17 protein-coding genes are annotated in these 22334 nt (G+C 66.0%); 13 read left to right on the forward strand and 4 right to left on the reverse strand.

The features are described from left to right. Positions 1 to 140: 140 nt before the first annotated feature. Positions 141 to 743 (reverse strand): hypothetical protein, encoded by a 603-nt coding sequence (locus CLI93_RS14165; protein ID WP_095543343.1) that lies wholly within the window; start codon positions 741 to 743, stop codon positions 141 to 143. A 293-nt stretch (positions 744 to 1036) separates the two neighbouring features. Here CLI93_RS14165 and CLI93_RS14170 point away from each other — a divergent pair, with 293 nt between their 5' ends. Genes CLI93_RS14170 through CLI93_RS14180 form a run of 3 tightly spaced genes read left to right on the forward strand, consistent with a single transcriptional unit; the run spans position 1037 to position 6811 of the window. Then, the gene (locus CLI93_RS14170; RefSeq protein WP_095543342.1) at positions 1037 to 3490 is read left to right on the forward strand and encodes a type I secretion system permease/ATPase; all 2454 of its coding nucleotides are present in this window, start codon (positions 1037 to 1039) and stop codon (positions 3488 to 3490) included. Beyond that, a complete protein-coding gene (locus CLI93_RS14175; protein WP_095543341.1) occupies positions 3487 to 4854 on the forward strand; it encodes an HlyD family type I secretion periplasmic adaptor subunit in 1368 nt (455 codons plus the stop codon). Before CLI93_RS14170 ends, CLI93_RS14175 begins: the two co-directional genes overlap by 4 nt. Next, complete coding sequence (locus CLI93_RS14180) at positions 4844 to 6811, forward strand: TolC family protein (RefSeq protein ID WP_172424345.1); 1968 nt, start codon at positions 4844 to 4846, stop codon at positions 6809 to 6811. The genes CLI93_RS14175 and CLI93_RS14180 overlap by 11 nt, the downstream gene beginning before the upstream one ends. A gap of 55 nt (positions 6812 to 6866) precedes the next feature. On the opposite strand, the gene CLI93_RS15490 is transcribed toward CLI93_RS14180, so the two are convergent. Then, entirely contained in the window at positions 6867 to 8426 is a 1560-nt protein-coding gene (locus CLI93_RS15490) for an ATP-binding protein (protein WP_095543339.1), read from the reverse strand. 52 nt (positions 8427 to 8478) lie between these two features. Then, positions 8479 to 9135 carry a trimeric intracellular cation channel family protein gene (locus CLI93_RS14190; RefSeq protein ID WP_238945049.1) on the reverse strand — a complete coding sequence of 219 codons (657 nt, stop codon included), beginning with the start codon at positions 9133 to 9135 and terminating at the stop codon, positions 8479 to 8481. A 488-nt stretch (positions 9136 to 9623) separates the two neighbouring features. Here CLI93_RS14190 and CLI93_RS14195 point away from each other — a divergent pair, with 488 nt between their 5' ends. The 10 genes from CLI93_RS14195 to ligA all read left to right on the forward strand — a co-directional run bounded on the left by CLI93_RS14195 (position 9624) and on the right by ligA (position 21539). Continuing rightward, positions 9624 to 10895: a branched-chain amino acid ABC transporter substrate-binding protein gene (locus CLI93_RS14195; protein ID WP_095543338.1), complete on the forward strand. Its 1272-nt coding sequence runs from the start codon at positions 9624 to 9626 to the stop codon at positions 10893 to 10895. Between the two features lie 98 nt (positions 10896 to 10993). After that, positions 10994 to 11947, forward strand: a complete 954-nt coding sequence (locus tag CLI93_RS14200) for a branched-chain amino acid ABC transporter permease (RefSeq protein ID WP_095543337.1) — start codon at positions 10994 to 10996, stop codon at positions 11945 to 11947. Between the two features lie 6 nt (positions 11948 to 11953). Then, positions 11954 to 13336, forward strand: a complete 1383-nt coding sequence (locus CLI93_RS14205; protein WP_095543336.1) for a branched-chain amino acid ABC transporter permease — start codon at positions 11954 to 11956, stop codon at positions 13334 to 13336. Then, positions 13333 to 14169, forward strand: coding sequence for an ABC transporter ATP-binding protein (locus CLI93_RS14210; protein WP_095543335.1), 837 nt, complete (start codon positions 13333 to 13335; stop codon positions 14167 to 14169). The genes CLI93_RS14205 and CLI93_RS14210 overlap by 4 nt, the downstream gene beginning before the upstream one ends. After that, entirely contained in the window at positions 14156 to 14869 is a 714-nt protein-coding gene (locus CLI93_RS14215) for an ABC transporter ATP-binding protein (RefSeq protein ID WP_095543334.1), read from the forward strand. The genes CLI93_RS14210 and CLI93_RS14215 overlap by 14 nt, the downstream gene beginning before the upstream one ends. A 292-nt stretch (positions 14870 to 15161) precedes the next feature. After that, complete coding sequence (locus CLI93_RS14220) at positions 15162 to 16685, forward strand: trypsin-like serine peptidase (protein ID WP_095543333.1); 1524 nt, start codon at positions 15162 to 15164, stop codon at positions 16683 to 16685. Between the two features lie 222 nt (positions 16686 to 16907). Beyond that, the gene (locus CLI93_RS14225; RefSeq protein ID WP_095543351.1) at positions 16908 to 17156 is read left to right on the forward strand and encodes a GlsB/YeaQ/YmgE family stress response membrane protein; all 249 of its coding nucleotides are present in this window, start codon (positions 16908 to 16910) and stop codon (positions 17154 to 17156) included. 114 nt (positions 17157 to 17270) lie between these two features. Next, positions 17271 to 17837 carry a hypothetical protein gene (locus CLI93_RS14230; protein WP_238945908.1) on the forward strand — a complete coding sequence of 189 codons (567 nt, stop codon included), beginning with the start codon at positions 17271 to 17273 and terminating at the stop codon, positions 17835 to 17837. Positions 17838 to 18056: 219 nt separating this feature from the next. Further along, complete coding sequence (locus tag CLI93_RS14235) at positions 18057 to 19340, forward strand: cell division protein FtsZ (protein WP_095543332.1); 1284 nt, start codon at positions 18057 to 18059, stop codon at positions 19338 to 19340. A 12-nt stretch (positions 19341 to 19352) separates the two neighbouring features. Then, positions 19353 to 21539 (forward strand): NAD-dependent DNA ligase LigA, encoded by a 2187-nt coding sequence (gene ligA / locus CLI93_RS14240; RefSeq protein ID WP_095543331.1) that lies wholly within the window; start codon positions 19353 to 19355, stop codon positions 21537 to 21539. Positions 21540 to 21706: 167 nt separating this feature from the next. Here ligA and bfr read toward each other — a convergent pair whose 3' ends face one another. Further along, positions 21707 to 22189: a bacterioferritin gene (bfr, locus tag CLI93_RS14245; RefSeq protein WP_095543330.1), complete on the reverse strand. Its 483-nt coding sequence runs from the start codon at positions 22187 to 22189 to the stop codon at positions 21707 to 21709. Positions 22190 to 22334: the final 145 nt, after the last annotated feature.

Raw genomic sequence — 22334 nt, forward strand, 5'->3', positions numbered from 1 at the left:
GAAACCTTTTCCAACTAGTTGCCCTTTAATTTCATCATTACTCAAAACCCCATCATCACCAGGATCAAAGTCTGTATAACATGCTTCAGACAACAGAGCCGCTTCATGCGCAGAAAGTTTCATTTTTAAAAATTCCATTTTTATCTCCCTCTAAATTTCGACTCCATGCTAGAAAATTTTGACCTCATACTCAATATTTCCGAGCTCCTAGGAATTTCTTTGTTGTGCCTGCAACTAGGCTTATTCAGCCATATTCTCCCGAAACTTGGAATATGATGCAAAGGGCCTGCATCAAAGTCTAAAAACCTAATCATCACCTCTCCATCAATCAAATCAATAACCTCCTTCCTTCTTTCAATCAGTCTATAGCCTATCGGGGTTGACACAGAGTCAAATGCAAATCTCTCATTTAAAAAATATCTACGATAATCTTTCCTAATAGATATGCTTTTACTTCCTTCCACAGGAGTCAGAGTCTTCAATAGCCCCCCATGCTCCTGGTCCCATTGCTCCGGCGTCTTGAACACCCTCAAGCCCACCTCCTCCCGGCACAGCTTGCGGTATTTCATCTCCTGCAAAGGCGCATCCCACAGCACCGGAAGCCACATGATCAGCATCACGATCAGCCCTGGATACCTGAAACGGTGCTTTTCATCCCGCGCCATCTTGTTGAAGATCCGCGCCAGCCAAAGGCTCAGACCCAAATAGCACAGCCACATGAAGACGATGGGAATGACAACCATGAGATCTTTCTTTCACCTGCGATTCGTTACGTTTTTATAGCCCGTCGCTGCCAGTGGGTACAGAGGGTTAATGTCAAACATCGTCAAAGATGTACGCCGCCATGGTTTACCCTAGACAGAAGCGTCAATTCAATGTGAATTACTTGACGTGCCTGGCGCGGTAGATTGTGAAAATTTGACAAATAAAAAGAAAACCCATCCATTTCTCTTTTGCTGGCTGCGCACTCGGTTACAGTGGTTTCTCTTTGATTGTTGCCCGCTCTTGGGTTGAATGGATTTTCGAGCTTTCCGCCATGCACGCCTCATCGCCCTCTGCATCCGCCGCACCCGCCGCGCCTGCCGACGATGCGCTGCAATGCCTTGAGCTGGTGGCGCAGTTGCACCATATGCCGCTGGATCGGGCGCAGTTGCGCCACCAGTTCGGCGCGGTGGCGGATGTGCGCACTTTGTTGCTGGCCGCGCAGGCGGTGGGCTTCAAGGCCCGGCGGCACAGGCTGCGGCCCGAGCGCCTGCCGTTCATTCCGCTGCCGGCGATTTGCCCGGCGGCCGATGGGCGTTTTTTCGTCTGGGCGCGAACGGCGCCGGCGCCAGCCGCGAGCGCCCAGGCCGAGCAGGTAACGGCTGCGCCGCCAGGGCTGGCGGGGGCGGCAGGGGCGGCGGGGCTGCGCATGCTGGTGCAGTGGCCAGGACAAGCGCCCCAGGTGTTGACGCAGCAGGAGTTCCTGGCCCTGGGCACGGGCGAGGCGGTGCTGCTGACGAGCCGCGCCAGCTATGCGGGCGAGTTGGCGCGCTTTGATTTCAGCTGGTTCATCCCGGCGCTGGTCAAATACCGCGGCCTACTGGGCGAGGTGCTGCTAGTGTCGCTGGTGCTGCAGCTGGTGGCGCTGGTGACGCCGCTGTTTTTCCAGGTGGTGATGGACAAGGTGCTGGTCAACCACGCGATGCAGACGCTGAACGTGGTGGCCGTGGGGTTGCTGCTGGCCACGGTGTTCGAGGTGCTGCTGGGGGCCATACGCACGTATGTGGTGGCGCACACCAGCAGCAAGATGGACGTGGAGCTGGGCGCGCGGCTGTTTCGCCATTTGCTGGGCTTGCCGATGGCGTATTTCCAGAGCCGGCGCGTGGGCGATTCGGTGGCGCGGGTGCGCGAGCTGGAGAGCATTCGCGCGTTTTTGACCAGCCAGGCGATGACGGTGCTGCTCGATGGGCTGTTCTCGGTGGTGTTTCTGGCGGTGATGCTGTGGTACAGCGTGGATCTGACGCTGGTGGTGCTGGCCTCGATCCCGGTGTATTTCCTGCTGTCGCTGTTTTTCACGCCGATTTTGCGCGCGCGCTTGAATGAGAAGTTCAACCGCGGGGCGGAGAATCAGGCGTTCCTGGTGGAGTCGATCGCGGGGGTGAACACCATCAAGGCGATGGCGGTGGAGCCGCGCTGGCAGGAGCGCTGGGACCGGCAGCTGGCCGGGTATGTGAGCGCCTCGCTGTCCACCGCCAATATTGCCAATCTGGCGGGCAACAGCGTGATGCTGGTGAGCAAGCTGGTGACGGTGGGGATTTTGTGGATCGGCGCGCGGCAGGTGCTGCAAGGGCAGCTGACGGTGGGGCAGTTGATTGCCTTCAACATGCTGGCCGGCCAGGTGGCTGCGCCCATCATCCGGCTGGCGCAGCTGTGGAACGACTTCCAGCAGGTGGGCATTTCCATGGCGCGGCTGGGCGACATTCTCAACACGCCCACGGAGCTGGCCGGCGCGCAGCGCACGCGGCTGCCGCGCCTGGCCGGGGCGATCGAGTTCGATCAGATCTCGTTTCGCTACCGTCCCGATGCGGCGCAGGTGCTGCGCGGCGTGAGCCTGAAGGTGGCGCCGGGCGAGGTGATCGGCATCGTCGGGCGCTCGGGCTCGGGCAAGAGCACGCTGACGCGGCTGGCGCAGCGCCTGTATGTGCCCGAGCGCGGGCGGGTGCTGGTCGATGGGCAGGACATTGCCATTGCCGACACGGCCTCGCTGCGCCACCAGATCGGCGTGGTGCTGCAGGAGAACGTGCTGTTCAACCGCAGCGTGCGCGAGAACATCGCGCTGGCCGATCCGGCCTGCCCGATCGAGGCGGTGATGGCGGCTGCGCGGCTGGCCGGGGCGCACGATTTCATCTGTGAGCTGCCCGAGGGCTATGACACGCAGGTGGGCGAGCACGGCGCCAATCTCTCGGGCGGGCAGCGCCAGCGCATTGCGATTGCGCGCGCCCTGCTGGGCGACCCGCGCGTGCTGATCTTCGACGAGGCCACCAGCGCGCTGGACTATGAGTCCGAGCGCATCATCCAGGACAACATGCAGCAGATCTGCCAGGGGCGCACGGTGCTGATCATTGCGCACCGGCTCTCGGCAGTGCGGCATGCCGATCGCATCGTGGTGATGGAGCGCGGCGAAATCGCCGAGATCGGCCCACACGAGCAGCTGCTGCAAAACCCACAGGGCATTTACACGCACCTGTACCGCCTGCAGCAGGGGCCGGCGCCGGGCGACAAGGCCAGTGCCGGGCCTGACGGTGTACCTGATGATGGGCCTGGCGCCGGGCCTGCGGCAGGCAAAGCCGCGCCAGCCAGCGCGCCCCCTGGCCTCCCCCCAAACGAAACAGAAAACACAGCAATAACCGCAAGCGAAAACGCCGCAGCCCAGGCAGCGCAGCGCGTGGTGGTGCTGCGGCGCGGCAACAGCGCGCCCCCGCCCGGCGGGCCAGAGGGCGCGCCATGAGCCTGCGCCACTACCTGGGGGCCTGGGCGGCCTTGTGGGGGCGGTATGGGCGGGTGCTGGCCTTTCACTGGCGACACCGGCGCCAGCGGCCGGCAGGCCTGCTGCACGAGGACGAGGCGGAGTTCCTGCCCGCTGCGCTGGCGGTGCAGGAGCGGCCCGTCTCGCCCACGCTGCGCTTGATCGCCTGGCTGCTGATGCTGCTGGCGCTGGCGGTGCTGCTGTGGTCGCTGCTGGGGCGCATGGACATCATCGTGCAGGCCGAGGGCAAGGTGGTGCTCAGCGAGCGCACCAAGACGGTAGCCGCGGTGGAAACGGGGCGGGTGGCGCAGCTGCGCGTGCGCGAGGGCCAATCGGTGCGCGCGGGCGATTTGCTGCTGCAACTGGATACGCGCCTGGTGGAGGCCGAGCAGGGCAAGGCGCACAACGAGCTCAATCAGGCGGCGTTGGTGCAGGCGCGCAACCAGGCCTTGCTGCAGGCGCTGGAGCTGGGCCGACGCCCGCGCCTGCCGACGCTGCAGGCGATCAACGCGGCCCATGGGGCGCGCGTTGCCCAGGCCGAGCATGCCGAGGCGGCGCGGCATGTGCTGGCGCAGTACGAGGACGTGGCGGCCCGGCTGCGCCTGCTCGACGATGAGCTGCGCATCCAGCGCCAGGCCTTGCCGCTGGCCAGCAGCCAGGCCGAGCGCTACCGCAAGCTGGCGCAGTCGCGCGATGTCTCGCAAGATGCCTGGCAGGAGCGCCAGCAGGCGGCGCTGGCGATCCAGGCGCGACTGAACGATGCGCGCAACCAGCGCCAGGTGCTGCTGGCGCAGACCCGCCGCCAGGCCATGGACGAGATCGCCCAGGCGCGGCGCGTGATCGATGCGGCCCGCCAGGACATCGAGCGCAGCGCCGCCAGCAGCGCCTTGCTGCACATCACGGCGCCGGTGGACGGCACGGTGCAGCAACTGGCCATCCACACGCTGGGCGGCGTGGTGCCAGCGGCGCAGCCCATCATGCAGATCGTGCCGCAGCAGGGGCCGCTGGAGGTCGAGGCCTTCGTCGAAAACAAGGACGTGGGTTTTCTCGCCGTCGGCCAGCCCGTGGCCTTGAAAGTGCAGGCCTTCGAGTACACCAAGTACGGCACGCTGCCTGGGAGGGTGCAGCACATCTCGCGCGACGCCATTGCCGATGAGCAGCGCGGCCTGCTGTATGCGGTGCGCATCGCCATGGAGCAGCAAAGCCTGCCGGTGCAGGGGCGGCAGGCCCCCATCGTGCCGGGCATGGCCATCACGGCCGAGATCAAGACCGGCGAGCGGCGCGTGATCGAATACGTGCTCAGCCCGTTGATGCAGCACGCACATGAGGCCCTGGATGAACGCTGACGCCCCGCCCCTGTCACAGCCCCTGCCGCAGCCCCTGTCGCAGTCGCCTCGCATCAGGCCGGTCGCTGCGGCCAGCGCGCTTTGCTGCGCTGTGCTGGCCGCCGGCCTGTGCCTGCCCGGCCCCGCATGGGCGGCTGCGCCAGCAAGGCCGGCCTGTGCCAATTCCGAGCCGGCGCAGGCGGGCAAGGCGAACCAGCAGCTCCGCCCGGCGCTGTGCCGGGCTGCACCAGCGCACAGCGCCGCCGATGCCGCCCCAACCCACACAACAAGCGCCGTGCCTGCGCCTGCTGCCCAAAGCCATGCAGGGGCAAGCACAACCACGAGCAGCGCAGCTTGGCAAGAGCAAGAGCATGGCTGGCGGCGCTGGATCGCCCCCATGGAGGATCCGCTGGGCGCCCGCCCTGCCCAATGGCAGCAGCCCTGGGGCAAGGATCTGCTCACGCCGCCGCGCCTGCCGCAGGCAGCCTTGCGCTCGGCGCAAGGCGTGCCGAGCTTGCCTGCTGCGCAGCTCGACTGCCTGGCGGCCTCGCAGGCGCTGGGGGCTTTTGCGCCTGGTGACACCCTGCAGCGCCACGACCGGCTGGCGCAGGGCGCTGAGGCCCTGGCCGCCCAGCCACTGCCCGAGGGCGCCTTGCTCATCGCCGCGACCGACGCCCAGGCCCAATCCGCCGAATCCACCGACCCAGCCATGGCGCTGCCGCTGGCGCAGGCGCTGCGCCTGGCCCTGTGCCTGAACCCACAGGTGCGCGCCAGCTGGATGAACATCGCCCGCGCCAGTGCCCAGCTGGGGCTGGCGCGCAGCAGCCAGTGGCCGCAGGCATCGGCTTCGTTGTCGCGCCAATACAGCCGCAGTCGCATGGATGGCGGCCAGAGCAGCGCCAAGATGTGGGCCAGCACGCAAAGCCTGACGCTGTCCTGGCGGGTGTTCGACTTCGGCGCACGCAGCGCCCACAGCCGCGCCGCACAGGCCCAGCTGCGCGCCGCACTGGCGGCGCAGCAAGGGGCCATCCGCAGCATTGCCGCCAACGTGTTGGACACCTACGTGCAGGCCCAGGCCACGCAGGCGCAGTGGCGGCGCCAGCAGCACATCGCCCAGACCGGGCAGGCCATCGCCGCCGCCGTGCAGCGCCGCCATGCCCAGGGGGCCGAGAGCAACCATGGCCTGCTGCAAGCCCAGGCCAGCAGTGCGCGCCACGAGCTGGAGGGCGAAAAAATCCAGGCCGAGTTGGCCATGCTGGCGCAGCGCCTGCGCAGCCTCACCGGACTGGCGCCACTGCAGCCCATCGTGCTGGAGGACATCCCCGAGGAGCTGGCGGCCTGGCCCAGCCAGCAGGCCATGGCCGGGCCAGAGGCCCCGCAGCCAGCCGCCATTGCCCAGACCCTGCAGCGCAGCCTGCCGCGATGGCTGCTGCAGGCCCGCGAATCCAGCCCTGCCGTGCTCGAAGCGGCCGCCGCGCTGGAAACCGCCGCCGCCAGCGCCCAGGCCGTGCAATCGGAGGCCATGCCCCGGCTGGATGCCACCTACGGCCACTATCGCAACGGCCGCCCGGCCCAGCCTTTGCTGGGCCGCAGCAGCCGTGAGCACAGCGCCGGCCTGACGCTGACCATCCCGCTGTGGGAAGGCTTTGCCAGCACTTACCGCATTCGCAGCGCCACGGCCACGCGAGAATCCGCCCGCATGGCGCTGGATGCCGCCCGCCTGGAGGCCGAGCGCGAGCTGCTGGAGGCCTATACCCAGGCACAAACCAGCCTGCTGCGGCTGGGGGCAGCCAGCCGCCTCTACACCATCAGCCAGCGCGTGGTCCAGTCCAACGAGGCGCTGTACCAGCACGGCGTGCTCGACGCCGTGGCATTGCACCGCGCCCTGCTGGACTGGCAAGAGGCCAGCAACGAACTGACGCAGTCGCACGCCCAGTGGCTGCGCGCCAAGCTGCGGCTGTGGCTGCTGTCGGGCTGAGCCTGTGGAGGGCAGCGGGCCTGGGCCGGCTTTCCTTCAAAACCTGTTCGATATTTCAGCGCTCCAGCAGGCGTTCGCGTTGGGCGCGTTGTTGTTCCTGTTCGGCCAGGGCTGCCGGGGTTTGCAGGCGGGCGGCGGGCAGTTCGATGGTGAACTGTGAGCCGCTGCCGGGGGTGCTCTGGATGTGGAGCTGGCCGCCGTGGCGCTGCACGACGTGTTTGACGATGGCCAGCCCCAGCCCGGTGCCGCCAGTTCCGCGTGAGCGGCTGCGGTCGATGCGGTAGAAGCGCTCGGTCAGGCGCGGCAGGTGTTCGGCGGCGATGCCTGGGCCGCTGTCTTGCACGGTAAAGCGGGCGCTGCCGTCGGCCAGCCAGCGCCAGTGCAGGTCGATGCGCCCGCCGGCCGGGGTGTAGCGCACGGCGTTGGCGATCAGGTTGGAGAAGGCGCTGTGGATTTCCTTGTCGGCCCCGGCAATGCGGCCGGGCTGTTCTGGCCATGCCGGGCTGGGCTGGGCTGGCGCAAAGTCCAGTTGCAGGCCCTGGCTGTCGTCGGCGTAGTGCAGTGTGATGCGGTGCTGGGGCTGGCCGCCGGTGTTCGATGTGGCAGTCGATGCCGCAGTCGATGTGGCCGACGCTGCCGCAGCGCCAGCGCCAGTGCCAGCGCCTGCTGGCAGCGCCGCCAGCGAGGCCGAGAGGGCCAGCGCCTCGTCGCGGCAGCGCAGCAGCATGGTTTGCACTTCGATGAATTCGCCCAGGCTGGGCAGCGGGCTGCCTTCCAGGCGCGAGAGGGTCAGCAAGTCCTCCACCAGCACTTGCATGCGCTGGGTCTGTTGGCGCATGCGGCCGTAGTAGTGCATGCACTGCTCGGGCGTCAGTGGCAGGGTTTGCAGGGTTTCGACGTAACCGGCGAAGATGGTCAGCGGGGTGCGGATTTCGTGCGAGACGTTGGCGATGAAGTCGCGCCGCATGGCTTCGTTGTGTTGCACATGGGTTTCGTCCTGCGACAGCAGCAGGCGCTTGCCCTCGCCGTAGGGGAAGATTTGCACGGCCAGTCTGCTGCGCCCGGGCAGGCCGTGCGCGTCCAGGCTACGCCCGTCCATGTGCAGGCGTTCGCGGAAGTCGCCCACGGTGCAGTAGCTGGCAAATTCGGGGTCGCGCACCAGGGTCAGCAGGTTTTGCCCCTGGTCTTTGTGCGCGTCGAGGCCGAAGTGCGCACAGGCTTGGCCATCCAACCATTCGATGGCCCATTGCGCATCGAGCAACATCACGCCATTGGGCGTGGCCTGGATGGCCTGGCGCAGCTCTTGCAGGTTGGCCTGCAATTGGGCCTGGCTGCGCTGGTGCTGTTGCTGGCGCTTGCGCCAGAAATACTGCAGCTCGGCCCAGATGCCAAACAGGCGCGGCGCTGGCTGCTCGGCTGACGGCGCGGGCGACTCGGCTGGCAGGCCATCGCGGCGCAGCCAGCGCAGCAGCCGCGCCTGCTGCCAAGCCTGCCACAGCCACCACAGCCAGGCGGCGCACCAGGCGCCCAGCAGCGCCAGCCAGCCCTGGCCGCTCAGCCACAGCAGCGCCAGCGCGGCGGCCAGTTGCACCCAGAAAAAGGACCACCAGCGCATTAGCGGGCCTCTTGCACACGATGGCGCGCGCGGGCACTCATAGGCGCTCCAGTCATGGGCGCTCCAGACCGCCGAAGCTGGGCAGATGCCAGTGCCAGCGCAGCGCCGCCAGGCGGATGAGCAGCGTGACCACCATGCAGGCCAGCATGGCCCAGCGCGCATCGCCCCACCAGGCATGGCTGAGCACCAGCACCAGGCCGCCGGCGATGCCGGCTGTGGCATAGACCTCGCGGCACAGCACCATGGGCACTTCGCGCGCGAGCACGTCGCGGATCATGCCGCCGCCCACGCCGGTGAGCACGCCCATGGCCACGGCGACGATGCCCGGCGCGCCCAGCTGCAAGGCCTTGTTGGCGCCGATGGCCGTGAAGGTGGCCAGGCCCAGGGCATCGGCGCGCAGCAGTAGCCAGCCCACACGCTCGTGCGAGAGCGGGCGCAGCAATGGCACGGCCAGCACGCAGGTGGCCACGATCAGCATCAGGTATTCGGGCTGGGTGACCCAGAACACCGGGCGCACGCCCAGCACCAGGTCACGGATGGTGCCGCCGCCAATGGCGGTGACTGTGGCCAGCACCAGCAGGCCAAAGCCGTCCATGTGCAGGCGGCGCGCCAGCAGCACGCCGCTGAGTGCGAATACCACGGTGCCCATCAGATCCAGGCTGTAGAGCAGGCGGTCGGGCATGGCGGCTTGAAGCAAGGCGTCGTTCATGGGGGCAGTGTGAAGAATGGGCTAAACAGGCCTGGAGAGCCTGCGCATGATGCCTGCGCAAGGCCTTTGCCAAGTATCGGTGCAAACCGGGGCTGCGCTGCCGCTCAGAGCCTGTTCAAAATCTCGGCGCGAGCGGGCAAGAAGCGGTTTGGGGTGGGCTGCAAGGCGCAAAACGCAGCCATAGCTGGGGCTATGGCGAGGCTTTGCAACGCAGCAGAGCGCCCAAATCAGCTCTCTTGACCGCCGTGCAAAGATTTTGAACAGGCTCTCAAGAACGACGCCCAACAGTCTTTTAGGTGACAAATCGGGCCGCCGATGCGGGTTTGCCCGATGCCGCGCTGCCTGCGTGTCGATACCCTTGCGGCTTGCTTTGCTAGAGCGCGGGGGGCGAAAAGTGCATAACACGCTCTAGACCCCTGATCGCGCCATGCTGCGCGCCCTGCCCAGCCAGCCCCATCAACCATTCAAGATTCAAGGAGATCGCCCCCATGTCTTTGCAGCGCCCCAATGCCGTCTGGCACGCCGTGCTTGCTGCCACCACCACACTGTGCGCACTGGGCGCGGCCGGCAGCGCCCAAGCCCAGCAGGGTGAGACGGTGAAGATTGCCTGGATTGATCCGCTCTCGGGGCTGATGGCTTCGGTCGGCAGCAATCAGCTCAAGAGCTTTCAGTACGTCAGCGACTACTTCAATACGCAGAGCAAGAACAACCCGGCGGGCGTGAAGTTCGAGGTGCAGGGCTTTGACAACAAGCTCAGCCCGCAGGAGACGGCCAGCCTGGTGCGCTCGGCCATTGATCAGGGCTTTCGCTACATCGTGCAGGGCAATGGTTCGGGCAATTCGCTGGCCATCATGGAGGCGCTGGAGCGCCACAACGCGCGCAACCCGGGCAAGGAGGTGGTGTTCATCAACCATTCGGGCGTGGACCCGGAGATGACCAACGAGAAGTGCAGCTATTGGCACTTTCGCCTCGATGCCGACACGACCATGAAAATGCGCGCGCTGGCGCAGTTCATCGGCCAGCAAGGCGAGGTCAAGAAGGTTTATTTGATCAACCAGAACTACGGCCACGGCCAGCAGGTCACGCGCTATGCGCGCCAATACCTCAAGGAGTACGCGCCGGATGTGCAAATCGTCGGCGAGGACTTCCACCCGCTGGCGCAGGTGCGCGACTTTGCACCCTACATCGCCAAGATTCGCCAATCCGGCGCCGATGCCGTCATCAGCGGCAACTGGGGTTCGGACTTGTCGCTGCTGGTCAAGGCCGCCAACGACGCAGGCCTCAAGGACGTCAAGTTCTTCGTCTACTACGGCACGGCCAGCGGCTCGCCCACGGCCTTTGGCTCGGCCGCCGAGGGCAAGGTCTATGAGGTGTTCTACAGCCACATGAACCTGCCCGGCGAGATCGGCGAGATCACCCGGGGCTTCAAGGACAAGTTCAAGGAGGACATGTACACCACCTCGGTCTACAACGGCCTGGCCATGCTCTCGCACGCCATGCACAAGGCCGGCTCGACCGATCCGCTCAAGGTTGCCGCCGCCATGGAGGGGCTGGAGTTCCCCGGTGCGCACGGCACGCTGACGATGCGCAAGGACGACCACCAGCTGCAACAAGGCCTGTTCATCACGCGCTGGAGCAAGGCCAGCGATGCCATGCCCTACTCGCAGGAAAACACCGGCCTGGCCTTCCAGCCGGTGCAGTACTTCGAGCCCGCGCAGGCCAGCACGCCCACCACCTGCCAGATGAAGCGCCCCTCCTGATGGGGGCGCAGGCCAGGCGCTGCCCTGTGCAGCGCCCGCTGCGGCCAGGCCGCGCGCGGCCTGGCGCCCTTCCCTCTCCCCCGCACCGATGACCAGCCATGAGTTTTGAATTCTTCGTCATATCGCTGCTCAACGGGCTGAGCTATGGGCTGCTGCTGTTCATGCTCAGCTCTGGCCTGACCCTGATTTTCAGCATGATGGGCGTGCTCAACTTTGCGCACGCGAGCTTCTACATGCTGGGCGCGTACTTTGCCTACGTCATCTCCAATGCGGTGGGCTTCTGGGCCGCGCTGCTGATTGCGCCGCTGCTGGTTGGCGCGCTGGGCGCGGCGTTCGAGCGCTTTTGCCTGCGGCGCGTGCACAAGTTCGGCCACGTGCCCGAGCTGCTGGTGACGTTCGGCCTGTCCTACCTGGTGCTGGAGGTCGTGCAGCTGATCTGGGGCCGCGCGGCCGTGCCCTATGGCCTGCCACCATTCCTGCAAGGGCCGCTGTTCACGCTGTTTGACACCCAGTTCCCCCGCTCGCGCGCCTTCATCATGCTGGTGGCGGTGCTGATGCTGGTGTCGATCTGGCTGGTGCTCACGCGCACGCGCATCGGCCTGGTGATCCAGGCGGCGCTGACGCACCCGGAGATGGTCGAGGCCCTGGGCCACAACGTGCCACGCGTGTTCATGCTGGTCTTCGGCGGCGGCGCAGCGCTGGCCGGCCTGGCTGGCGTGATCGGTGGCAACACCTACATCACCGAGCCGGCCATGGCGCTGGCCGTGGGCCCCATCATCTTCGTGGTCGTGGTCGTTGGCGGCATGGGCTCGCTGGGCGGGGCCTTCATCGCCTCGCTGCTGATCGGCATCATGCAAACCTTTGCCGTGGCCATGGACCACTCGCTGCTGGGCCTGTTGCAGAGCCTGGGCGTGCAGGCCGGCCCCGAAACCTTCGGTTACCCGGTGCTGCGCCTGACGATTGCCCAGGTTGCGCCCATCCTGCCGTACCTGCTGCTGGTGCTGATGCTGATCCTGCGCCCGCGCGGGCTGATGGGCAAACGAGAGGGTTGAGACATCATGAACACCACCACCCACACCCCCACTGCCAAGACCGGCGACGCACGCGCGCACCTGCCCGCGCCGGCCCACGTGCCCATGCTCAACAAGTGGCGCATCATCATCTGGGGCGGCTTTGCCCTGGCGCTGCTGCTGGCGCCCAAGGTCTTCACCAGCGGGCTGGCGCTGAGCATGCTCTCGCAGATGGGCTACCTCATCATCATTTGCCTGAGCTACAACATGTTGCTGGGCCAGGGCGGCATGCTCAGCTTCGGTCACGCCGTGTACGTCGGTCTGGGCGCGTTCATTGCCATCCACGTGCTCAACAAAGTCGGGGACGGCGCCTTCTTCGTGCCGGTGACGCTGATCCCGCTGGTGGGCGGCCTGGCCGGGGCCTTCTTCGCCGCGCTGTTTGGCTACGTCACGACCAAGAAGGCCGGCACGACCTTCGCAATGATCACGCTGGGCATTGGCGAGCTGGTGGCCTCCATGGCGCTGATGTTCCCCGAGTTCTTCGGCGGCGAGGGCGGCATCTCCACCGACCGCGTGGTGGGCCAGCCCTTCCTGGGCATCACCTTTGGCCCCTCGATCCAGATGTACTACCTGATCGCGGCCTATTGCTTCGTCTGTACGGTGCTGATGTTCGCCTTCACGCGCACGCCGCTGGGGCGCATGCTCAACGCCGTGCGCGACAACCCCGAGCGCGTGGAGTTCATCGGCTACAGCACCCAGCGCGTGCGCTACCTCTCGTTCATCATCTCGGGCTTTTTCGCCGGCATCGGCGGCGGGCTGATGATTCTGAATTTCGAGATCATCACCGCCATGGACAGCCTCAACGCCGTGCGCTCGGGCGCTTACCTGCTGTTCACCTTCCTGGGCGGCGCCACGCTGTTCTTCGGCCCCATCATCGGCGCCGTGCTGATGGTGCTGGCCACCGTGCTGCTCTCGGAGCTGACGCAGGCCTGGATGCTGTATCTGGGCATGGCCTTTTTGTTCATGGTGATGTTCGCCCCCGGCGGCGTGGCCAGCATCGTCATGCACAACGTGCGCGTCATGCAGTTTGGCCGCTTCGGCCCGCTGCTGCTGCCCTATGTGGCGCTGGCGCTGGCCGGCATTGCCGCCTTTGTGGCCTTGGCCGCGCTGATCGAAATGGTCTACCACCTGCAAATGAACGCCATCATGAGCCCCGAGCTGAAGTTCATGGGCCTGACGCTCAACGTGCAGGACAAGACCCACTGGGCGCTGACAGTGGCTGCAACCGTGCTGGGCGCCATCGTCTTCGCGTGGGTGCGCCGCGGCTTCATCAAAGTCTGGCACCGCCAGCAAGAGCTGATCGAAGCCGACTTGCGCGCCCAGCGCGGGGAGGCGCCAACAGCAGTCAGGCCAACAGGAGCCAGCACATGAACACCCCCACTTCGTATGCGCTGCAACTGCGCGGCCTGACCAAACACTTCGGCAAGACCGAGATCATCCGCGGCGTCGATCTGGCCGTGCAGCGCGGCGAGCGCGTGGCCATCATTGGCCCCAACGGCGCGGGCAAGTCCACGCTGTTCAACCTCATCAGCGGCCGGCTGCAGCCCAGCAGCGGCGAAGTCTGGCTGGGCGGGCAGCGCATCGACGGCAAGACGCCCTATGAGATCAACCGCCTGGGGCTGGCGCGCAGCTTTCAGGTCAGCAACCTCTTTCCCAAGCTCAGCGTGTTCGAGAACCTGCGCTGCGGCCTGCTGTGGCACACCGGTTACCGCTACACCTTTTTGCGCTTTCTGGCCAACCTGCACGATGCCAATGCCCGCACCGAGGCGCTGCTGCACCGGCTGCACCTGGAGAAGCGCCGCAACGAGCTGGCCATGAACCTGACCTATGCCGAGCAGCGCGCGCTGGAGATCGGCATCACCATCGCCGGCGGCGCCGAGGTGATCCTGCTCGACGAGCCCACCGCCGGCATGAGCAAGACCGAGACTGCGCACTTCATCGAGCTCATCAAGGAAGTCACCGAAGGCAAGACCTTGCTGACCGTGGAGCACGACATGGGCGTGGTCTTCGGCCTGGCCGACAAGATCGCCGTGGTCGTCTATGGCCAGGTCATCGCCTTTGACACGCCCGAGAACGTGCGCGCCAACCCGGCCGTGCAGGAGGCCTACCTGGGCTCGGTGCTGGCGCAAAACCAGGCCAGCGCCGCCCTGCAGGGCACAGCCCCCCAACCCGCACAAGGAGAGCGCGAGCATGCTGCGCATTGACCAACTGCATGCCTATTACGGCAAAAGCCACATCCTGCACGGCGTGCAATTCGACGTGCGCCGCGGCGAGATCCTGGCCCTGCTCGGGCGCAACGGCTCGGGGCGCTCCACCACCGCCAAGGCCATCATGGGCCTGGTCGATTGCACAGGCCAGATCCTGCTGCAGCGCCCAGATGGCAGCAGCGTCAACCTGGTGGGCAAAAAACCCTATGAAATCGCCCACCTGGGCGTGGGCTACGTGCCCGAAAACCGCGACATCTTCCCCAAGCTCACCGTGCATCAAAACCTCATGCTGGGCGAGAAAAGCGGGCACAAGGGCAGCAGCCGCTGGAGTTTTGAAGACTCCTACCGCCTGTTTCCGCGCCTGCGCGAACGCCAGCACACCGAGGCGGGCGTGCTCTCCGGCGGCGAGCAGCAAATGCTCGCGCTGTGCCGCGCCCTCATGGGCGACCCCGACCTGGTGCTGATCGACGAGCCCACCGAGGGCCTGGCGCCCAAGATCGTCGAGCAGGTCGGCCAATTCCTCACCACCTTGCGCGAGCGCGGCGTCTCGGTGCTGCTGATCGAGCAAAAGCTCACCATCGCCCTGGAAATCGCCGACCGCTGCCTGCTCATGGGCCACGGCAGCATCGTCTTTGATGGAACGCCCGAGCAACTGCGCGCCGACGCCGCCATCCGCAAGGAATGGCTGGAGGTTTGAAAAGCCTTGCGCTTTTCCCAAAGCCTGGCGCCTCAAGCAAAGGAGCAGGCAGATTTCAGGGTCTTTGAACAGGCACTCACATCTTTTGCGCTGGCATTACACCCAGGCGGGCGACCTTGGCCCCGACACCGGCCAGGGCCGTGGGACATAATCACAGCCACACTCACAGCATCCTCCTGCCACGGAAGGTGCCCCCGGCGGTGCATGCCAGGCGCTGAAATGCCAGACCCCGAGCCACACGCTGCCCGGCCCAAGCGCTGTCGCCCCCATTCACTTGAGAAAGAGCTGCCTCATGTCCAACACACTCCGTATCTCGCTCATCGCGGCCGCAAGCGCCGCCGTGCTGGCCGCCTGTGGCGGCAGCGACGACCACAACGACGGCTACGTGCCGCCGCCCCCCGCACAACCGCCGGTGCTGAACATCACCAAGGTTGACGGCCGCTACCACCACAACAAAAGCCACCAGGACTCGGGCTTGCGCGCCGTGAGCGACATGGCCCCCGGCGTCAGCCAGGCTGCAGAGATCGCGCTGCCGGCGCTGGATGCACAGGCCCAAGATCAGAAAGATACCCAGAGCGACGCCCTGGGCGGCCCCATCCTGATCGCCCACCCCCAAGCCGTGGCACAGGCCCAGACGGCCCAGCAGCTGGCCAGCCTGCTGCACTGGAGCCAGGACGCGCAAGGCCAACAAGTGGCCGCGCTGCGCGTGCAAGCCGCCGATGCCCTGGGCATTCGCCTGGGCCTGCTGGTGCAGGCGCTGCCCGATGCCGCGCTGCTGCGCTTTTATCCAGACAGCAAGACGGCGCAAGGCTATGAAACCACGGGCGCAGAGATCAACGCCGTGCTGCGCCTGAACGCCCAGGCCGGCGAGCAAGGCGACGCTGCCCGCACCTGGTGGTCGCCCGACCTGGGCGGCGATGCAGTGACCCTGGAGATCGTCCTGCCTGCCGGCAACGCCGCCGAGGCACTGCAACTGGCGCTGCCCAACATTTCGCGCCGCTTCGTGGACATCGACAGCGATGCCGCGCTGCAAGCGACGCCAGCGCAGCGCGCCGGCCTGAGCAAGGAGCGCATCCCCAGCGCAGGCAGTTGCAACCTGGACATGAGCTGCTACTCCAACGGCAGCGCCGAGCGCGATGCCGTGGCGCGCATGTCCTTCGTCAAGGACGGCAAAGGCTACTTCTGCACAGGCACACTGCTCAACGATGCCATCCAGTCGGACATCCCCTACTTCATCACCGCCAACCACTGCATCAGCTCGCAAACGGTGGCCGGCAGCCTGCAGACCGACTGGTTCTTCCGCACCGCCAACTGTGGCAGTTCCTACCTCGATGCGCGCCGCACGACCCGCACACGCGGCGCGCGCCTGCTGTTCACCAGCAACGTCGCCCAGGGCTTCGATGCCACGCTGCTGGTGCTCAACGACGCCGCACCGGCCGGCACCTACCTGGCGGGCTGGGATGCGGGCCTGAACAACTCGATCCAGAAAGTCTTCTCACTGCACCACCCCAGCGGCACACTGGGCAAGATCTCCGGCGGTGAAACCCAGAACTACGCCAACTGCGATGGGCGTCGCTGCCAGGCCGCCATCGACGGGCGCGGCCGCTACTACGAAGTGCGCTGGGGCGATGGCACCACCGAGGGCGGCAGCAGCGGCTCGGCCCTGTTCACGCAATCGGGCCACGTCATCGGCACCCTGCATGGCGGCACGGCCAGCTGCTCGGCCCCTGACGAGCCCGATTTCTACGGCCGCTTGGATCTGGCTTTTGAAAGTGGCCTGAAGAACTTCCTGGCCGCCGCACAACGGCCATTCTGAAAACTGCTGCCCTCCACAGCCCATGGCCTACAAGCCATGGGCTTTTTTCATGCCTACTAAACTGCTGCGCGCCAGCAAAACTGAGTCAAGGGCTGGTCTGGATTTTTCAAACATTGATTTACAAAACAATGCTTGAAAAACCGGGGCTTTATGCCCAACTCAGGCTTTCTGTCATTAACCCCCGCATCTGCGGATTTTCAAAAAAGGAAAAATCAAATGGGTATCACAGCCATCATCGGCACTTTGTTCATCGGCCTGATCGTGGGCCTGATCGCCCGCGCCCTCAAGCCAGGCCGCGACCCCATGGGCTGGATCATGACTGCGCTGCTGGGTATTGCCGGTTCTTTCCTGGCCCGCTTTCTCGGCGCACAAGTCGGTTTCTACCGTGCCGACGAACCCGCTGGCTTTATCGCTTCGGTGATTGGCGCCATCATTTTGTTGCTCATCTGGGGCGTCGTGGCAAAGAAGTAAGTTTGCCGCGTTCTCAACGCCTGTCCTCCAGAGGCCCGCACGGGCCTCTGTCTTTTTCTCCTCTGTCTTTTTCTCGACAGTGCCTCCACGGCATGCATTGGAGTTGGAGTGGCCATGATGAAAACCCCTCGCCTGAATACCCCACCCTCAGCGCTGGAGCTGGCCCAAGGCCATCCCCAGCTGGAAGAGGCCGTGCGCCGCAGCCGCAAGATCATGCACCGCAAGGCCCTGATGGCCGCTGTGGCCAGTTCCGTGCCCGTGCCTGGCCTGGATTGGGCCGCCGATGCGGCGCTCTTGAGCAAATTGATTCCGCAGATCAACCGCGAATTCGGCCTGAGCCCCGAGCAAATCGATGCCCTGCACCCGGAAAAGCGCGAGCAGGTGCAAAAAGCCATCGCCATGGTCGGCTCGGTGCTGATCGGCAAGTTGGTCACGCGGGAGATGATCGTCAAACTGGCCACGCGCATCGGCCTGCGCATGACCAGCAAGCAGGCCGCCAAGTTCGTGCCCCTGGCCGGGCAGGCCATTTCCGCCAGCATTGGCTATGCCGCACTGCGCTATTTGGGCGAACAGCACCTGCGCGAATGTGTGCAGGTCGCGCGCCAGGCCCAGCTGCTGCTGGCCGCCCCTGCCAGTGGCGAAGAAACGCCCGGTGGTAACACGCCTGTGCGCAGCGCCTGAGAACCTGAGAGCCTGTTCAAAATCTTTGCACGGCGGTCAAGAGAGCGGATTTGGGCGCTCTGCTGCGTTGCAAAGCCTCGCCATAGCCCCAGCTATGGCTGCGTTTTGCGCCTTGCAGCCCACCCCAAACCGCTTCTTGCCCAATCGCGCCGAGATTTTGAACAGGCTCTGAGCAAACTCTCGGCGCGGGTGGGCGCCTTCCATAAAATAGCGCCCACTATGAGCTCCTTGCAAACCACTCTGATCGTTCTGGGCATTGTCGTCGTGCTGGCGGTGGTGGCCTACAACCAATGGCACCACATCCGCCACGCGCCGCGAAAAGCCCGTCGGCCTGCCAAGGATGCCCTCCCCAGCGCACAGCCATCGCGCAAAGAGCCGGGGCTCGATGACACCGGCCTCGCACCGCAGCCTGACGCCAACAATGGCCCGCAGGAGCCATCGCTGAGCCCCGCAGCGCCCACCAGTTCAGCCGCGCCCGCCGAGCACGCGCCAGGCACTGGCCTGTTCGGCTTGGGCAAGGGCCTGGGTACAACAGCCCAAGCCGCTGCATCCGGCGAGCCTGCAGCTGCCACTCCAGCCACGGCTGCGCCCCAGTCCAGCGCCGCGCTTGCCTCCAGCACAGCGCCCGCCACAAACGCCGCAGCGCCCATGCCTGTGCAATCCCTGCCCCCAGGCAGCCCCGGCCTGGAGTTCGACAGCCTGGTATTCAGCGTGGTCGAGCTGGCGCTGGACAAGCCCATCTCCGGCGATGCCGCGCTGGCTGCGCAGCCTCCAACGCGGCGCATCGGCAAAAAACAGTTTTTGATTCAAGGTCTGAACATACAAACCCGGCAATGGGAGGCGCCGCACGCCGGCTCCAAGTACAGCCAGCTGCAAGCGGCCATCCAACTGGCCAACCGGCAAGGGGCGCTCAACGAAATTGAGTTTTCCGAATTCGTGCTCAAGACGCAGGAGTTTGCCGACGCCATCGGCGCCGCGCCGGACTTCCCGGACATGCTGCACGAAGTGGCGCGCGGGCGCGAGATTGACCACTTCGCAGCCCAGAACGACGCCGTGCTCAACCTGATGCTGCTGGCCAAGCGTGCCACCTGGAGCCCTGGCTACGTGCAGCAGTGTGCCGCCCGTCACGGCTTCAAACCCTCGGTCACGCCCGGGCGCCTGGTGCTGCCCGCCGTCGCCCCCCACGCCCCGCCAGTGCTGGTTCTCAGCTACGACGCCCAGGCCGCCATGGCCGATGATCTGGACCATGTGCCAGTGCACGAGCTGCTGATCACCCTGGATTTGCCCAACGTCGACCGCACGGAAAACGCCTTCGAGCGCCTGCGCGGCATTCTCGATGAACTGGCCGAAACCATGGAGGCCCATGTCACCGACGCCGATGGCCGCAAACTGCCGGCCATGGCCATGGACTCCATCGGCAGCGACATCGAGCGCCTGTACGACGCGCTGGAGGCGCGCGGCTTCCCCGCCGGCAGCCCCTCTGCGATGCAGCTCTTCAGCTGAGGCCTGCACGCCATGCCCGCCCATACCGAACTGCATCAGCAGGCCGCCGCCCTGCGTGCCCAGCTCAACCGCGCCGCCCACCAGTACTACACGCTGGACGCGCCCGAAATCCCCGACGCCGAGTACGACCGCCTGTTCCAGGAATTACAGGCGCTGGAGGCCGCGCACCCCGAACTGCGCACGCCCGACTCGCCCACGCAGCGCGTGGGCGGCGCCGTGCTGGAAGGCTTTGCCCCCGTGCGCCACCGCGTGCCCATGCTCAGCATCCGCACCGAAACCGACACCAGCCCAGCTGGCGCCCAGCGCTTTGACGAGCAGGTGCGCAACCACCTGGCGGGCGAGCAGCGCCGCTGCGAGCTCAAGGCCAGCGACCCGCGCCACCGCGCCGAGCCGCTGCACGCGCTGGCCCTGGCCGCGCTGGCCGGCCAGCCCATCGCCTACGTGGCCGAGCCCAAGTTCGACGGCCTGGCCATCAGCCTGCGCTACGAGCACGGCGTGCTGGTGCAGGCCGCCACGCGCGGCGACGGCGAAACCGGCGAGGACGTGACGCAGAACATCCGCACCATCGGCCAGGTGCCGCTGCGCCTGCACACCGAGGGCGGCGCGCTGCCCGCCTTGCCCGTGCCGCCCATGCCGCCTGTGCTGGAAGTGCGCGGCGAGGTCTACATGCGGCGCGACGATTTCGAAGCCCTGAACGAAGCGCAGCGCCAGAAAATGGCCGCCGGCGACAAGGCCGCCAAAACCTTCGTCAACCCGCGCAACGCCGCCGCCGGCGCGGTGCGCCAGCTCGACCCGAGCATCGCCGCCAGCCGGCCGCTGAGCTTTTTCGCCTACGGCCTGGGCGAAGTCACGCCGCCGGCCGAAGGCGGGCCGGACTGGGCCAGCCACTGGCAGGCGCTGCAGGCACTCAAGGCCTGGGGCTTTCCCGTCTCGGCGCTGGCGCGCCAGGCCAGCGGCGCGGCAGAGCTGATCGCCTTTCACGCCGAAGTGGCGGCGCAGCGCGACGCGCTGCCCTTTGACATCGACGGCGTGGTCTACAAGGTGGACGCGCTGGCCCTGCAGCGCGAGCTGGGCTTCGTCACGCGCGAGCCGCGCTGGGCCGTGGCGCACAAGTACCCGGCGCAGGAGCAGCTCACCCGCGTGCAGGCCATCGACGTGCAGGTGGGCCGCACCGGCAAGCTCACGCCCGTGGCCAAGCTCGCGCCCGTGTTCGTCGGCGGCGTCACCGTCACCAACGCCACGCTGCACAACGAGCTGGAGGCGCGCCGCAAGGACGTGCGCGTGGGCGACACCGTCATCGTGCGCCGCGCTGGCGACGTGATCCCCGAAATCGTGGCCGTGCTGCCCGACAAGCGCCCGCCCGGCGCGCTGGAATTCACCATGCCCGCGCACTGCCCCGTCTGCGGCAGCGCCGTGCTGCGCGAAGAAGGCGAGGTCGACCACCGCTGCACAGGCGGCATCTCCTGCCCGGCGCAGCGCAAGCAGGCGCTGCTGCACTTTGCCAGTCGCAAGGCGATGGACATCGAGGGCCTGGGCGACAAGCTGGTCGAGCAGTTGGTGGACGGCAACGTGGTGCACAGCCTGCCCGACCTCTACCGCCTGGGCCTGGCCCCGCTGGCCGCGCTGGAGCGCATGGCCGAGAAATCGGCGCAAAACCTGCTGGACGCGCTGCAAGCGTCCAAGCACACCACGCTGGCGCGCTTTCTCTACGCCCTGGGCATACGCCACGTGGGCGAAACCACGGCCAAGGACCTGGCGCGCCACTTCGGCCGGCTGGACGCGGTGATGGACGCCAACCCCGACCAACTCCTGCAAGTGCCCGACGTCGGCCCCGTGGTGGCCGGCAGCATCCACACCTTCTTCGCCCAGCCGCACAACCGCGAAGTGGTGGCCCAGCTGCGCGCCGTGGGCATCACCTGGCCCGAGGGCGAACCGGCCGCCCACGCCCTGCTGCCGCTGACGGGCAAGACCTTCGTCATCACCGGCACCCTGCCCAGCCTGAGCCGCGAGCAGGCCAAGGACATGCTCGAAGCCGCCGGCGCCAAGGTGGCCGGCAGCGTGAGCAAGAAAGCCCACTACCTGGTGGCCGGCGCCGAGGCCGGCAGCAAGCTGGAAAAAGCCCAGGCCTTGGGCGTGCCCGTACTGGACGAGGATGGCATGCGGGCGCTGCTGGCAGGGCAGGCGCCTTTGTCCGACTGAGCCTTCCCAGTCAGTGCGCGCGCAGGCGCAGGGTAAAAAAATGGGCCATCGCTGCGATGGCCCATACAAGGTTTTTTGGAGTTTTTTCTTTGGTTTCGATCGTGGGTCGACCGTTATGGTTTGGCCATCCTGCCCCAGCCAAGGCGGCCTTGGGGCAGGCCAGCGGATCAATGCCCTGCGCCTTCGTCCATTTGCGATTGCAGATAGTTGGGCAGGCCTGTTTGCTCGATCAGCGACTGCTGGGTTTCCAGAAAATCGATGCGCTCTTCTACCTCATCGAGCATGCCCTGCAGCAGATCACGCGAAACAAAATCGGCCACCTGCTCGCAGTGCGCGATGCCAGCCTTGAGCGTGGCTTGTGATTCGAGCTCCAGGGCCAGGTCGCATTCCAGCAATTCGGCCACGTCCTCGCCAATGCGCAGCTTGCCCAAGTCCTGCAGGTTGGGCAGGCCGTCGAGCAAGAAGATGCGAGCCATCAGCTCGTCGGACTGCTTCATGGCCTTGATCGAGGCTTTGTACTCTGTCTTGCCCAGCACGCCAAAGCCCCAGTGCTGCAGCATGCGGTAGTGCACGAAGGTCTGGTTGATATTGGTCAGCAAGATTTTGAGCTGCGCCTGCAAATGGCGCATGACTTGGGGGTCGCCGGTCATGGTTGGGCTCCTGTTCGTGTCCTTGAAAAAAATGGCGAACCGGGCCATCAAAAGCCATGCCGCCCGGGCACACAAGGCGCCGGGCCTGCATGCAACGGGCGCTATTGTTCCAAGCCGCGCAGCGCCTGGCAATGCAAGCCCCCTT

It is taken from the genome of Vandammella animalimorsus (assembly GCF_002288875.1).
In the GTDB taxonomy this organism is placed as follows: Bacteria; Pseudomonadota; Gammaproteobacteria; order Burkholderiales; family Burkholderiaceae_C; genus Lampropedia; species Lampropedia animalimorsus.